The organism is Catenulispora sp. MAP12-49 (genome assembly GCF_041262705.1).
Taxonomy (GTDB): Bacteria; Actinomycetota; Actinomycetes; order Streptomycetales; family Catenulisporaceae; genus Catenulispora.
The window spans coordinates 190,541-202,486 of the sequence record NZ_JBGCCP010000013.1; the positions used below are offsets into that span (position 1 = coordinate 190,541).

Genomic DNA, 11,946 nt, shown 5'->3' on the forward strand with positions numbered 1-11,946 from the left:
GACACCCGCCGCCCACCGCCGACTTCTGTAGAAGAAAGCTTTGAGATGACCGAGCAGAACCAGACGCCCGAGGCCGACAAGCCGGTTTCGGCTGCCGCGAGCGAGACGTCGGCCGCCGCCGAGCAGCAGCCCGGCGCCGCCCAGCCGGCCACCTGCCCCTTCGACCACACCGCCTTCGCCCGCCGCGCGATGCTCAAGGGCGCGGCGGCGGGTGTCGCGGGTGCGGCCGTGGTCGGCGCCACCGGCTTCGCCATGAACAAGGCCGCCGCCGACACCACCCCGGCCAGCTCTGCCGGCACCGGCTCGGGCCGGGTCCTGCCCTTCCACGGTGCGCACCAGCAGGGCGTCACCACGCCGGCGCAGAAGCACATGACCCTCGCCGTGTTCGACGTCATCGCCGCCGACAAGGGCGAGCTGGCCGCCCTGTTCCAGACCCTCACCGAGCGGGCCCGCTTCCTCGCCACCGGCGGCACTCCGCCGGACCTCGGGGTCGGCGCGCCGCCGTCGGACAGCGGCATCCTCGGGCCCACGGTGCCCGCCGACGGGCTCACCTTCACGCTCGGGGTCGGGGCCTCGCTGTTCGACGGGCGCTATGGGCTCGCGGACAAGAAGCCCGCGCGGCTGACGCCGATGAAGACCTTCCCGAACGACAACCTGAACGCGGCCGAGTGCCACGGCGACCTGTCGCTGCAGATCTGCGCCGACAGCCAGGACACCGTCGTGCACGCCATCCGCGACATCGCCAAGCACACCCGCGCCGGTATGCAGCTGAAGTACCGGATCGACGGCTGGGCCAACGAGCCGCGTCCCACCGGTGCGCAGCGGAACCTGCTCGGCTTCCACGACGGCATCGCCAATCCGGCCACCGAGCACGAGTTCGACTACCTGGTCTGGGTGCAGCCCGGCGGGCCGGAGCCGGCCTGGACCGCCGGCGGCAGCTACCAGGTGGTGCGCCGGATCCGGATGCTCGTCGAGTTCTGGGACCGGGTCTCGCTGCTGGAGCAGGAGAAGATGATCGGACGCCGCCGGGACACCGGCGCTCCGCTGGACGGCGGCGCGCAGACCGACATCCCGCAGTACGCCAAGGACCCCAAGGGCGCCAACATCCCGCTGGACGCGCACATCCGGCTGGCCAATCCGCGCACGGCGGAGACCGACCGGAACCGGATCCTGCGGCGCGGCTACAACTACGACCGCGGCTTCGACAACGTCGGCGACCTCGACATGGGCCTGGCCTTCGTCGCCTACCAGCAGGACATCCAGCGGCAGTTCGAGTTCGTGCAGACCAAGCTGATCGACGAGCCGCTGGTGGACTACATCTCGCCGGTCGGCGGCGGCTACTTCTTCGTGCTGCCGGGCGTGAAGGACGCCTCCGACCACTTCGGGAGCGGCCTGCTGGCCTGAGCCGGGCCCGGCCCGCGCCGGGGCGCCGCATATTCGGTGGCAGGCTCGCACACCCTGTGCATAGCCTGCCCCCATGCCCATCGAGATCAAGGTCGGCGACGCCTACGGCGACGGCTTCAGCGACGCCGTCGACGTCGCCTTCAGCCGCCCCGGCGACCGCGGCCGCGGCGCCTTCCGCCGAGAGCTGTTCGCCGCCGACATCGCCGCCGGCCGGATGATCGCCGCCTACGACGGCGACCGCGTGGTCGGCACGTTCGCGAACTACCAGAACACCGTGACGGTCCCCGGCGGCGCCGCGATCCCGGCCGCGGCGGTCTCCTCGGTCAGCGTCGCGCAGTCGCACCGCCGCCGCGGCATCCTGTCCTCGATGATGGCCTCGGCCCTGCGGCAGTCCGCGGACGCCGGCGAGCCGCTGTCGATCCTGATCCCCGCCGAATGGCCGATCTACGGCCGCTTCGGCTACGGCCACTCCACCGACGAGGTCCGCTACCGCTTCGACAGCAAGCGCTGCGCCCCCGCACGGCCCCTGCCGGGCACCGTGGACTACGCCTCGGCCGAGGAGTGGCTCCAGGAGGCCCCGGCCGTCTACGACCGCCTCCGGGCCGCGACGCCCGGCGCGATCGAGCGCCGCAACCAGTGGTGGGAGCGCGAAGCGGGGCTGCTGACCCACGACGGCAAGCCGACCGACAAGGACCAGCTGTTCGCGCTGTACCGGGACGAGTCGGGGACGGTGCGCGGCAGCGCCTGCTACGAGGTCAAGGCGGGCGGCTGGGAGGGCTTCATCGCCGACGACAGCGCCACGGCCTACTTCGCCGCCGAGGGCCCGGTGGCTCGCGTCCGGCTGCTCCAGTTCCTGTGGGAGCAGGACTGGATCACCACCTTCGACGTCCACAAGTTCCCGGCCGACGACAGCTGGCGCCACCTGATGGCCAACCCGCGCTTCGCCCGCGAGACGGCGCGCTACGACGTCCTGTGGACCCGCGTGCTCGACGTCGTGGCGGCGCTGGGAGCGCGCACCTACGAGGGTGAGGGCCGGCTGGTTTTGGCCGTGACCGACCCCGCCGGCTACGCCGAAGGCGTGTACGCCCTCGAAGGCGGCCCGAGCGGCGCTTCGGTGAAGCGCACCACTGAGACTCCCGACCTGACCCTGCCGGTCCAGACCCTCGGCGCTCTCTACTTCGGCCACCACGCGGCCACCGCGCTGGCCCGGGTCGGCGAGGCCACCGAGGAGAAGGCGGGAGCGCTCGCGGTCGCGGACCGGATGTTCAAGACCGCGATCCCGCCCCACTGCGCGACCTGGTTCTGATCGGCCGGCGGGGATCCGTGGTTGTGGTCCGGCCGATGGCGCTAGTCCGTCGGCCCCGGCTTCGTGGCACGCTCGTCGATCTCCATCCAGGACTGCGGGCGGGCCACCGGTACGAACCCGGCCTTGGCGTACGTCGAGTGCTTGTCCTTGGTGGCGAGCAGGAACCGGTTGATCCCGATGGCCTTCAGGTCCGCCACGATCTCCCGGGACAGCCACGGCCCGACGCCCTTGCCCCGGTAGGCCTCGTCGACGTAGACGTCGCAGAAGTACGCGAAGGTCGCGTGGTCGGTGACCACCCGCGTGACGCCGACCATGGTCTCCCGGTCGGCGTAGACCCCGTAGACGTGCGAGCCCTCCAGCGAGCGTTCGACGGCCTCGCGCGGCCGCCCCACGCCCCACCAGGACTCCTCGGAGATCCAGCGGACCACCTTGCCGGCGTCGACCAGCGCCGGGTCGTCGCTGATGAACAGACCGTCCTCGCGCGTCACTTCCATGATGGAAAGTCGATCACACCGCCGGTGCCCGGGCCAAAAGCCAAAGACGCGAAAGTGGCCCGATCTCAGTCAGCGAGATCGGGCCACCGTGACGAGAATCAGTCACGGCCCTTCTGCTTGCCGCGGCGCGAACCGAAGACGATCTCGTCCCACGACGGCACCGTGGCCCGTCGGCCCGGCCGTACGCCGTCGGCCTCGGCCTGGCGGTCGGTGGTGCCGATCATCCGCTCCCGGTGCGGGGAGGTGGTGCGGGGACCGAAGATCGCGTCGTCGAAGGCCGAGCCGGCCGACTGTCCGGCGACCGCGGCGATCGGCGCGGGGGCCCGGCTGTCGGCGGCGTCCAGGAAGTCGAAGTCCTCTTCGGGGCTCGCGGTCGGGCTCGGGACGTTCTGGACGCCCGCGGTGCCGTTGGCGGCGGCCTGGGCGGACATCCCGGCGGCGGCCGAGGCCGAGGCCGGCATCGAGGACGGGTGCCGCTCCACCGACGCGGTCCGCTCGGCGGCGGTGCGCTCGCGGTCGCGCTCCCGTTCCCGTTCGCGCTCCATCACCGAGCCGGAGCCGTTCGAAGAGCTCTCCGCCGGGCGCCGGCGGGCCTCCAGGTGCACCAGCGAGCCGCCGGCCGAGGAGCCGTTGGCGGCCGGCGCGGGGCCGGGCACCACGGTCCCGCCGGAGAGCACGGAGGCGGCGACGAACGGGAACATCGGCTGGGAGTCGGCGATCGCGGCGGCGTCGGAGGACAGCAGGCGCGCCTCGTCGTCCTCGGGCGTCACCAGCCGGCGCGGCGGGTCGAAGGCCCACAGCGCCTCGTACGTCTCGCCGGAGATCTTGTAGATGGCCTGCACGGTCCACGTGCCGTCGTCGCGCCGCCAGGAGTCCCAGCGCACGGCGGCCGGATCCTCGGCGCCGCGCTTGGCCAGGCGCTCGCCGACGATCTCCCCGAGCTTCTGCCCGTGGTTCTCGCCCTGGCGGCGCACCTGGGTGTTCTGAGCCTTTTCCGCCATGAAGGCGCGCTCGGCGAGGATCGGTCCCTCGAACCGGCGGATGCGCTCCACGGAGATGCCGCAGGCGCTGGCGACCTCCTGCGCGGTCGCGCCCGCGCGAATACGGGCCTGGATGTCGCGCGGGCGGAGCTGCCCCTCTGCCTCTATCTCGATCTGGCCCAGCCGGGCCCGATCGCCGCGGACGGCGGCCCGCAGACGCTCGTCGATGGTCAGATGGAATTCCTGGCCGTCGTTAGAGCGCAGCACAAGTCGCTGACCGTCGCTGGTGACGGCCATGACGCGGAGCTCAGTCACGAGCGGACCTCCCTTCGACGAGTGCTGCCAGCTAGACCGTACTGCATCGACACGCCGTCCGGGTACGGGAAACGGATGAGGTCGCCCGGACAGCAAGGGTTGTCGGTCATTTGTCGTACGCCGTCCAGTTGTGGGATGTCAGTTCTGTGATCCCCCGCAGGAGCAACCGTCCCGCCTTGAACCGGGTACATTCCCAGACATCATGGTCGCCAATCCTCATCTTCCGGTTCTTCTCGACCTCCTGGGAGTCTTCGCCGCGGCCGTCGCGGGGGCTTTCGCGGGTCTGCGCAAGGGCCTTGATCTGGTCGGCATCCTGGTTATCGCGGTCGCCTCATCACTCGGAGGAGGGATGATCCGGGACGCCCTGATCGGGGCCACCCCGGTGGCCGCGATCGCCGACTGGCGCTATTTCGCCGTGGCACTCGGAGCGACCGTGGTGGTGCTCCTGGTGACCAGCCGCCGAATGAGTGATTCGAAACTGAAATCAGCGATCGAGGAAGTGCGGAGAAGGACAGTCCGCTATGACCACGTCGCAGTGGTCGCCGATGCCTTGACCCTCGGCTTGTTCGCGGTCTCCGGAACTCTCAAAGCATTGGATTACCATCTGCCGACCTTCCAGGCCGCGCTGCTCGGCACGCTGACCGCGGTCGGCGGCGGAGTGGTCCGGGACGTACTGGTCAACGAGGTCCCGATGGTGCTGCAGCGGGAGCTGTACGCGGTGCCGGCCTTCGTCGGGGCGCTGCTGTTCGGGCTGCTGGAGGGGCACGGGATGGCGGTGCAGGTGTACCTCGCCGCGGCCGGCTCGGTGGTGATCACGGCGGGGATCCGGCTGGTGTCCGTCTGGCGGGACTGGCACGCGCCCCGCCCCGGCGCTGTCGCATAGAGCCGGGGAGAGGCGCCCTGATACATGTTTCCTACGTAAGACTTCTCACAGGGTGAATCTCATCAGTCGATCACCTTTACGTCTCAGTTCACGACGCGAGTCGTCCAGTTCGCCCGGTTCGTGCCGAGCGAGGTGATCCGGTCCAGCAGCCCCTGCGCGCCGCCGACGGACGCCAGGGGGTCCGGGCCGGACTGCGCCGGGTCGTCCTGCACGCAGATGTGCAGTCCCTCCGAGTCCTTGCAGGTGTTGGGGGTAGGGACCGCCTTTTGCACCGGGATCCCGGGCTTGGCCGCGAGATTGGGGTCCGCGTGGACCGGGTCGGGGTCCTTCTGGCCGGTCGGCGCCACCGTGATGCTGAAGTAGCGGCCCGTCCCGGGACCTGCGTTCCCGGAGTGGTAGGACATGCCGGCGGTGAAGCCACCGCTGCCGACCGTCAGCGGGTCGTTCAGGTTGGTCTCGCCGAGGGTGACGTCCGCCGGCATGCCCTCGATGTGGATCGGCATGGCCACCGCGGTGTCCTCGGCGCGCACCGAGTCGGCGATCTTGAGCAGCTGCGCCTTCAGGTCGCTCCGGGGCTGGAGATTGCCGGTGAGGGAGAACCAGGATCCGGATGCGGTCTGCCAGGTCAGTCCCACCTCGCTCGGGATGGACGGAGTGTCCCCGGCGGTGACGAGGTAGTAGGCGTTCGAGCTGCCGGTGACGCTCGCCGGCGCCTTCGACTGGCCCGCCGCCAACGGCGGCTCGGCGGCCCACTTGAGCAGCACCACGTTGTACGCGTCCGCGGCCAGGATCCCCGTGGCCGCGTGCAGCTTGGCGCTCGCGGTCACGCTGTAGCCGTAGTCGGCGCCGGCCATGCGGGCCGAGGTCTGGAAGCCGTCCGGCAGCCAGCCGAACTTCGCCGGCGCGGTCAGCGGGTCCGTGCCGGTGAAGGTGTGCCCGGCCGCCGCGCTGGTCTGCTGCGGCGAGCTGCCCGGCTTGGCCGGCGATGTGCCGCCGAGCCCGTTCACCACCAGCGCGCAGGCCGCCACCACTGCCACGCCGCCGCCGATCGGGGCCAGCCGGGCGGTGAGCATCCGGCGCCGGCCTTCGGCGCGGGCCCGGCCGATGTCGACGGTGCTGAGCGGGGCGCCGGCGTACTCGGCCTCCGCGAGATCGTCGAGCGAGGTCTTCAGGTCGTGGGTCATCAGTTCGCCTCCATGACGGGGATCAGGTTTGGATCGAGGAGGGAGCGCAGGTTCGCCAGGCCCCGGGAGGACTGGCTCTTCACGTTGCCTGTCGAGCAGCCCATGACCTGGGCGGTCTGCTCGACCGACATGTCGCAGTAGAAGCGCAGCACCACCGTCGCGCGCTGGCGCGGCGGGAGCTTGGCCAGCGCGGTCTTGAGGTCCAGCCCCAGGTCCAGGTCGCCGGTGAGGGCGGCCCGGTCGGGGTCGGCATCGGGGGCGGTCTCGCCGCCGCCGCCGAAGCGGTGCAGGATCGTCCACTTCGCCCAGCCCGACCGCTGCTCGGCCAGGTAGGTGTTGACCAGTGTGCGGCGTGCGTAGCCGTCGAGGTTGTCGGCGCGGCGGGCCTTGTGCCAGTACGCGTAGAGCTTGGTGATCGCACTCTGGACCAGGTCGTCGGCCCGGTGCCAGTCCCCGCACAGCAGGAAGGCGACCCGGCGCAGCCAGGCTTGGCGCGCGCTGACGTACTCGGTGAACTCGGCGTCGCGGTCAGGCTGCTTCGCCATAGGCTTCCCCCTCTGGAATAGGTGTCCGGACAGTCACCTGATGCGCTCGGACGCGCGGGGGGTTGCACAAAGAAGCCGCACCTGGCCGTGACCTCGGCCTACGGGGTGCGGTAGTAGTAGATGTGGTGCGGCGGCCACGGACCCCCGGCTGCCGCCGTCGCGGGCGGGCCACTGGTGTGCTCCGGTACCCAGTGGGCCGCCCGCTCCTTCTTCACGGCGTCGTCGCGGTGCCGCGTTACTGCGTTACTGCGTTCGGTCAGTCGATGACCAGATCGATCTGCGGCTGGTCGGCGCCCAGGTCCAGGTAGCACTGCCCGGGCTCCACGAACTCGCTCCCGCCGGGGCCGTTGATGTGGATCCCGGTGAACACCGCCACGTGCGCCGGCTGCGCCGACCCCTCCCGCAGCACGGTGATGACCTTGTGCGTGTCGGCGGTGATGACGTCGCGCACGATCCGGGTCAGCCCGGCCAGGTCCGGCAGCTCGCCCTGGGGCAGGAACGGCGGGATCCGGTCGCGGAGCATGCCCTGCTCCGGGTCGGCGACGTCCAGGAAGGGGTAGTCGCCGGTCGGGGCGTTGTCGCCGCGCAGCTCGTCGTGCAGGGCCATCAGGGCGCCGCAGGTGTGCGAGACGCCGGGCACGCCGGGGCGCTCCACGTTCCCGATCACGCCGTGGGCGTCGATGCCGATGTGCGGCAGCGCCACCAGCACGAAGCGGCGCACGCCGTCCTCGACCGGGGCGTGGCCCGAGGCGGCCAGGATGCCGGTGCGGCCCAGGACGAACATCCCGGCCAGGCCCGCCATGTTGAAGCCGGCGCCCCAGGCGTCCTGCACGCGGGCGGTGATGGTGACCGCGAGCTCGTCGCGGCAGGTCGCGATCAGCGGCAGGGAGTTGGCGGCGTGGAAGCCGTGCGGCGCGAGCAGCTCGCGGGTGGCGCGCACGAAGCCGGTCGCCGGGACCGCGGCCGGGAAGGTGGTGCGCAGGACCTTCGAGGCGGCGGTCGGGGTGCTCGTCGTGCTGGTGGTGCTGGTGGTGCTGGTGGTGCTGGTCTCTGGGTTCACGGGCACAGTATCCATTGGGACGATTGTCACCAGGTCCGATCGTTCCAGCCAGCGGCCACCCGGGTGAGCGTGCTCACAAGGAGGCGCCCCCCGGGTTGGTGAAGCGCGGCGGCACCGACTAGAGTCTCTTGATGTCGAGATACTTTCCGCAAGCGAGAGCTGGGCCATGGCAATGACCTCCAAGAACAGCTTCGGCGCCCGCGACACCCTCGCGGTGGGCGCGCAGTCGTACGAGATCTTCCGCATCGGGGCCGTCGAGGGCTCCGAGCGCCTCCCCTTCAGCCTGAAGGTGCTGCTGGAGAACCTCCTGCGCACCGAGGACGGGGCCAACGTCACCGCTTCCCAGATCCAGGCCCTGGGCCAGTGGGACCCGAACGCCGAGCCGGACACCGAGATCCAGTTCACGCCGGCGCGCGTGATCATGCAGGACTTCACCGGCGTGCCCTGCGTGGTGGACCTCGCCACCATGCGCGAGGCCGTCGCCGAGCTCGGCGGCGACCCGGCGAAGATCAACCCGCTGGCCCCGGCCGAGCTGGTCATCGACCACTCGGTGATCGCCGACGTCTTCGGCCGCCCGGACGCCTTCGAGCGCAACGTCGAGATCGAGTACGGCCGCAACCGCGAGCGCTACCAGTTCCTGCGCTGGGGCCAGACCGCCTTCGACGAGTTCAAGGTGGTCCCGCCCGGCACCGGCATCGTGCACCAGGTGAACATCGAGCACCTGGCCCGCGTGGTCTTCGACCGGAACGGCCAGGCCTACCCCGACACGCTCGTCGGCACCGACAGCCACACCACCATGGTCAACGGCCTGGGCGTGCTGGGCTGGGGCGTGGGCGGCATCGAGGCCGAGGCCGCGATGCTCGGCCAGCCGGTCAGCATGCTCATCCCGCGCGTGGTCGGCTTCAAGCTGCACGGCGAGCTGCCCCCCGGCGCCACCGCCACCGACCTGGTGCTCACCATCACCGAGATGCTGCGCAAGCACGGCGTGGTCGGCAAGTTCGTGGAGTTCTACGGCGCCGGCGTGGCCGCCGTCCCGCTGGCCAACCGCGCCACCATCGGCAACATGTCGCCGGAGTTCGGCTCCACCTGCGCCATCTTCCCGATCGACGACGAGACCATCAGCTACCTCAAGCTCACCGGCCGCCCGGCCGAGCAGCTGGCGCTGGTCGAGGCCTACGCCAAGGCCCAGGGCCTGTGGCACGACGCGGACCGCGAGCCGTCCTACTCCGAGTACCTGGAGCTGGACCTGGCCACCGTGGTCCCCTCGATCGCCGGCCCGAAGCGCCCGCAGGACCGCGTCGCGCTGTCCCAGGCGAAGGACAAGTTCGCCGAGGTCCTGCCGACCTACGCCGCGCAGGGCACCAAGCCGACCCCGGTCACGATGGAGGACGGCACCCAGGTCGTCATCGACAACGGCGCGGTCGTGATCGCCTCGATCACCTCCTGCACCAACACCTCCAACCCGCAGGTGATGATCGGCGCGGCGCTGCTGGCCAAGAACGCGGTGGAGCGCGGCCTGCACACCAAGCCCTGGGTCAAGACCACCCTGGCGCCCGGCTCGAAGGTCGTCTCCGACTACTACGAGCGCGCCGGCCTGACCCCGTACCTGGACAAGCTCGGCTTCAACCTGGTCGGCTACGGCTGCGTCACCTGCATCGGCAACTCCGGCCCGCTGCCGGAGCCGGTCAGCAAGGCGGTCAACGAGGCGGACCTGGCGGTGGTGTCGGTGCTCTCCGGCAACCGCAACTTCGAGGGCCGCATCAACCCGGACGTGAAGATGAACTACCTCGCGTCCCCGCCGCTGGTCGTCGCCTACGCCATCGCCGGCAGCATGGACTTCGACTTCGAGAACGAGCCCCTGGGCTTCGACGGCGACGACAAGCCGGTGTTCCTCAAGGACATCTGGCCCTCCACCCAGGAGATCCAGACCGTCATCGAGGGCTCCATCACCGCCGAGATGTTCGCCAAGGACTACTCCGACGTCTTCCACGGCGACGAGCGCTGGCGCTCGCTGCCCACCCCGACCGGCAACGTCTTCGAGTGGGACGCGGACTCCACCTACGTCCGCAAGCCCCCGTACTTCGAGGGCATGGCCGCCGAGCCGTCGCCGGTGGCGGACATCCACGGCGCGCGCGTCCTGGCCAAGCTCGGCGACTCGGTGACCACCGACCACATCAGCCCGGCCGGCTCCATCAAGGCCGACAGCCCGGCCGGCAAGTACCTGGCCGAGCACGGCGTGGGCCCCCGCGACTTCAACAGCTACGGCTCCCGCCGCGGCAACCACGAGGTCATGATCCGCGGCACCTTCGCGAACATCCGCCTGCGCAACCAGCTCCTGGACGGCGTCGAGGGCGGCTTCACGAAGAACCTGCTGACCGGCGAGCAGGCCGCCATCTACGACGCCTCCCAGGCGTACCAGGAAGCAGGCATCCCGCTGGTGGTCCTGGCCGGCAAGGAGTACGGCTCGGGCTCCTCCCGCGACTGGGCCGCGAAGGGCACCGCGCTGCTGGGCGTCAAGGCCGTCGTCGCCGAGAGCTACGAGCGCATCCACCGCTCCAACCTGATCGGCATGGGCGTCGTCCCGCTGCAGTACCCGGCCGGCCAGAGCGCCGCCTCGCTCGGGCTGACCGGCGAGGAGACCTTCGAGATCACCGGTCTGGAGGCGCTGAACGACGGCGCGACTCCGCGGACGGTGAAGGTGAAGGCCGGCGACGTCGAGTTCGACGCGGTCGTGCGCATCGACACCCCCGGTGAGGCGGACTACTACCGCAACGGCGGGATCATGCAGTACGTGCTGCGGAACCTGCTGAAGAAGTAGGCGAAACAGAGTTCTGAGAGGCAGCCCTCGGCCCGGTCGGGTCGGGGGCTGCCTTATGCTCCCGGGCATGATTGACGATCAAGTGGCCGCAGCGGTGAACGAGCACGTCCGGGCCTTCAGCAAGGGGGACCTGCCGGCGCTCATGGCCGGATTGGCGGACGACACGGTGTGGATCACCGGCCGGACGACGGTGCGCGGCCGCGCGGAACTGGAGCCCTTCTTCCGCGAGGCGATAGCCGGCCTGCACCCGGCGCTCCGGGTGCAGAACCTGCTCGTCGACGGGGACCGGGCGGCCTGCCAGATGACCGAGACGCTGGTGTGGGACGGGACCGAGCAGTCCTTCGCGATCGCCGCGTTCTTCAAGCTGCGCGACGGATTGATCGTGGCGGCGAAGGTCTACCGCGAGGGGACGGCCGAGCTTGACTGAACCCCGATCAACCCCGATCAACCCACCCGCCGCAACTCCTGCGCGGCGACCAAAGCCCAATGCTCGTCAGGCCCCGAAGCCGCGCGCGTGAACCACATCCGCGCTTCGGCCGCATCGCGTCTCCGGAAGGCGATGACGCCGAGGAACACCGTCGCCGCCGGCGCCGTGTCGGGGTCGCCGATGGCGGCCACCGCGAGGAAGGACAGCCGGGCGCCGGCTAGGTCGCCTTCGCTGTAGGCGTACATCGCGCCGTCGAAGAAGGCGCGGGCCTCCTTGCGCAGGACGCGCGGGACCGTCGGGGACAGGGAGCGGGCTATCGCCGCGTGGGCGCCGAGGTTCTGGCCGCTCGCGTAGCGCTCATCGGGTTCGTCGGGCTCATTGGGCTCATCGGGATCGTCGTTCTCGCCGGTCGCGGGGTCGGTCTCGGGTTCGTCGAGCGGGTGCTCGGAGCCCAGCGGTATGAAGGGTTCGTCGGGGTCGTCAGGGTCGCCATCCGAGGACATGCCGTCTTCTTACCCTCCGTTTAGGCC

11 protein-coding genes are annotated in these 11,946 nt (G+C 70.7%); 5 read left to right on the forward strand and 6 right to left on the reverse strand.

Annotated elements, in window-relative coordinates:
- Nucleotides 1-45 precede the first annotated feature (45 nt).
- Both efeB and ABIA35_RS23895 read left to right on the forward strand, forming a co-directional pair.
- Complete coding sequence (gene efeB, locus ABIA35_RS23890; RefSeq protein WP_370359368.1) at nucleotides 46-1,404, forward strand: iron uptake transporter deferrochelatase/peroxidase subunit; 1,359 nt, start codon at nucleotides 46-48, stop codon at nucleotides 1,402-1,404.
- Nucleotides 1,405-1,477: 73 nt separating this feature from the next.
- Nucleotides 1,478-2,710: a GNAT family N-acetyltransferase gene (locus ABIA35_RS23895; RefSeq protein WP_370359369.1), complete on the forward strand. Its 1,233-nt coding sequence runs from the start codon at nucleotides 1,478-1,480 to the stop codon at nucleotides 2,708-2,710.
- Nucleotides 2,711-2,751: 41 nt separating this feature from the next.
- Here ABIA35_RS23895 and ABIA35_RS23900 read toward each other — a convergent pair whose 3' ends face one another.
- Both ABIA35_RS23900 and sepH read right to left on the reverse strand, forming a co-directional pair.
- The gene (locus ABIA35_RS23900; RefSeq protein ID WP_370359370.1) at nucleotides 2,752-3,204 is read right to left on the reverse strand and encodes a GNAT family N-acetyltransferase; all 453 of its coding nucleotides are present in this window, start codon (nucleotides 3,202-3,204) and stop codon (nucleotides 2,752-2,754) included.
- Between the two features lie 98 nt (nucleotides 3,205-3,302).
- Entirely contained in the window at nucleotides 3,303-4,499 is a 1,197-nt protein-coding gene (sepH, locus tag ABIA35_RS23905) for a septation protein SepH (RefSeq protein ID WP_370340658.1), read from the reverse strand.
- 202 nt (nucleotides 4,500-4,701) lie between these two features.
- Here sepH and ABIA35_RS23910 point away from each other — a divergent pair, with 202 nt between their 5' ends.
- Nucleotides 4,702-5,382, forward strand: a complete 681-nt coding sequence (locus ABIA35_RS23910) for a trimeric intracellular cation channel family protein (protein ID WP_370340660.1) — start codon at nucleotides 4,702-4,704, stop codon at nucleotides 5,380-5,382.
- 83 nt (nucleotides 5,383-5,465) lie between these two features.
- Here the strand turns inward: ABIA35_RS23910 and ABIA35_RS23915 are convergent, their stop codons facing one another.
- From ABIA35_RS23915 to ABIA35_RS23925, 3 genes are all read right to left on the reverse strand, one after another.
- On the reverse strand, nucleotides 5,466-6,566 hold the full coding sequence (locus ABIA35_RS23915; protein ID WP_370359371.1) for a hypothetical protein: 1,101 nt from the start codon (nucleotides 6,564-6,566) through the stop codon (nucleotides 5,466-5,468).
- The gene (locus ABIA35_RS23920; protein WP_370359373.1) at nucleotides 6,566-7,111 is read right to left on the reverse strand and encodes a SigE family RNA polymerase sigma factor; all 546 of its coding nucleotides are present in this window, start codon (nucleotides 7,109-7,111) and stop codon (nucleotides 6,566-6,568) included. Before ABIA35_RS23920 ends, ABIA35_RS23915 begins: the two co-directional genes overlap by 1 nt.
- A 256-nt stretch (nucleotides 7,112-7,367) precedes the next feature.
- Nucleotides 7,368-8,171: a hypothetical protein gene (locus ABIA35_RS23925; protein ID WP_370359374.1), complete on the reverse strand. Its 804-nt coding sequence runs from the start codon at nucleotides 8,169-8,171 to the stop codon at nucleotides 7,368-7,370.
- A gap of 172 nt (nucleotides 8,172-8,343) precedes the next feature.
- Here ABIA35_RS23925 and acnA point away from each other — a divergent pair, with 172 nt between their 5' ends.
- Both acnA and ABIA35_RS23935 read left to right on the forward strand, forming a co-directional pair.
- Complete coding sequence (acnA, locus tag ABIA35_RS23930) at nucleotides 8,344-10,989, forward strand: aconitate hydratase AcnA (RefSeq protein ID WP_370340920.1); 2,646 nt, start codon at nucleotides 8,344-8,346, stop codon at nucleotides 10,987-10,989.
- 67 nt (nucleotides 10,990-11,056) lie between these two features.
- Nucleotides 11,057-11,416: a nuclear transport factor 2 family protein gene (locus tag ABIA35_RS23935; protein ID WP_370340667.1), complete on the forward strand. Its 360-nt coding sequence runs from the start codon at nucleotides 11,057-11,059 to the stop codon at nucleotides 11,414-11,416.
- Between the two features lie 17 nt (nucleotides 11,417-11,433).
- Here ABIA35_RS23935 and ABIA35_RS23940 read toward each other — a convergent pair whose 3' ends face one another.
- On the reverse strand, nucleotides 11,434-11,919 hold the full coding sequence (locus ABIA35_RS23940) for a hypothetical protein (protein ID WP_370359375.1): 486 nt from the start codon (nucleotides 11,917-11,919) through the stop codon (nucleotides 11,434-11,436).
- Nucleotides 11,920-11,946 lie beyond the last annotated feature (27 nt).

What these genes read in the sequence shown, in the direction of transcription:
- ABIA35_RS23940 (WP_370359375.1), bottom strand. Translation starts at nt 11,919, where the DNA reads ATGTCCTCGGATGGCGACCCTGACGACCCCGACGAACCCTTCATACCG.
- efeB (WP_370359368.1), top strand. Translation starts at nt 46, where the DNA reads ATGACCGAGCAGAACCAGACGCCCGAGGCCGACAAGCCGGTTTCGGCT.
- ABIA35_RS23935 (WP_370340667.1), top strand. Translation starts at nt 11,057, where the DNA reads ATGATTGACGATCAAGTGGCCGCAGCGGTGAACGAGCACGTCCGGGCC.
- ABIA35_RS23910 (WP_370340660.1), top strand. Translation starts at nt 4,702, where the DNA reads ATGGTCGCCAATCCTCATCTTCCGGTTCTTCTCGACCTCCTGGGAGTC.
- ABIA35_RS23900 (WP_370359370.1), bottom strand. Translation starts at nt 3,204, where the DNA reads ATGGAAGTGACGCGCGAGGACGGTCTGTTCATCAGCGACGACCCGGCG.
- ABIA35_RS23915 (WP_370359371.1), bottom strand. Translation starts at nt 6,566, where the DNA reads ATGACCCACGACCTGAAGACCTCGCTCGACGATCTCGCGGAGGCCGAG.
- ABIA35_RS23920 (WP_370359373.1), bottom strand. Translation starts at nt 7,111, where the DNA reads ATGGCGAAGCAGCCTGACCGCGACGCCGAGTTCACCGAGTACGTCAGC.
- ABIA35_RS23895 (WP_370359369.1), top strand. Translation starts at nt 1,478, where the DNA reads ATGCCCATCGAGATCAAGGTCGGCGACGCCTACGGCGACGGCTTCAGC.
- acnA (WP_370340920.1), top strand. Translation starts at nt 8,344, where the DNA reads ATGACCTCCAAGAACAGCTTCGGCGCCCGCGACACCCTCGCGGTGGGC.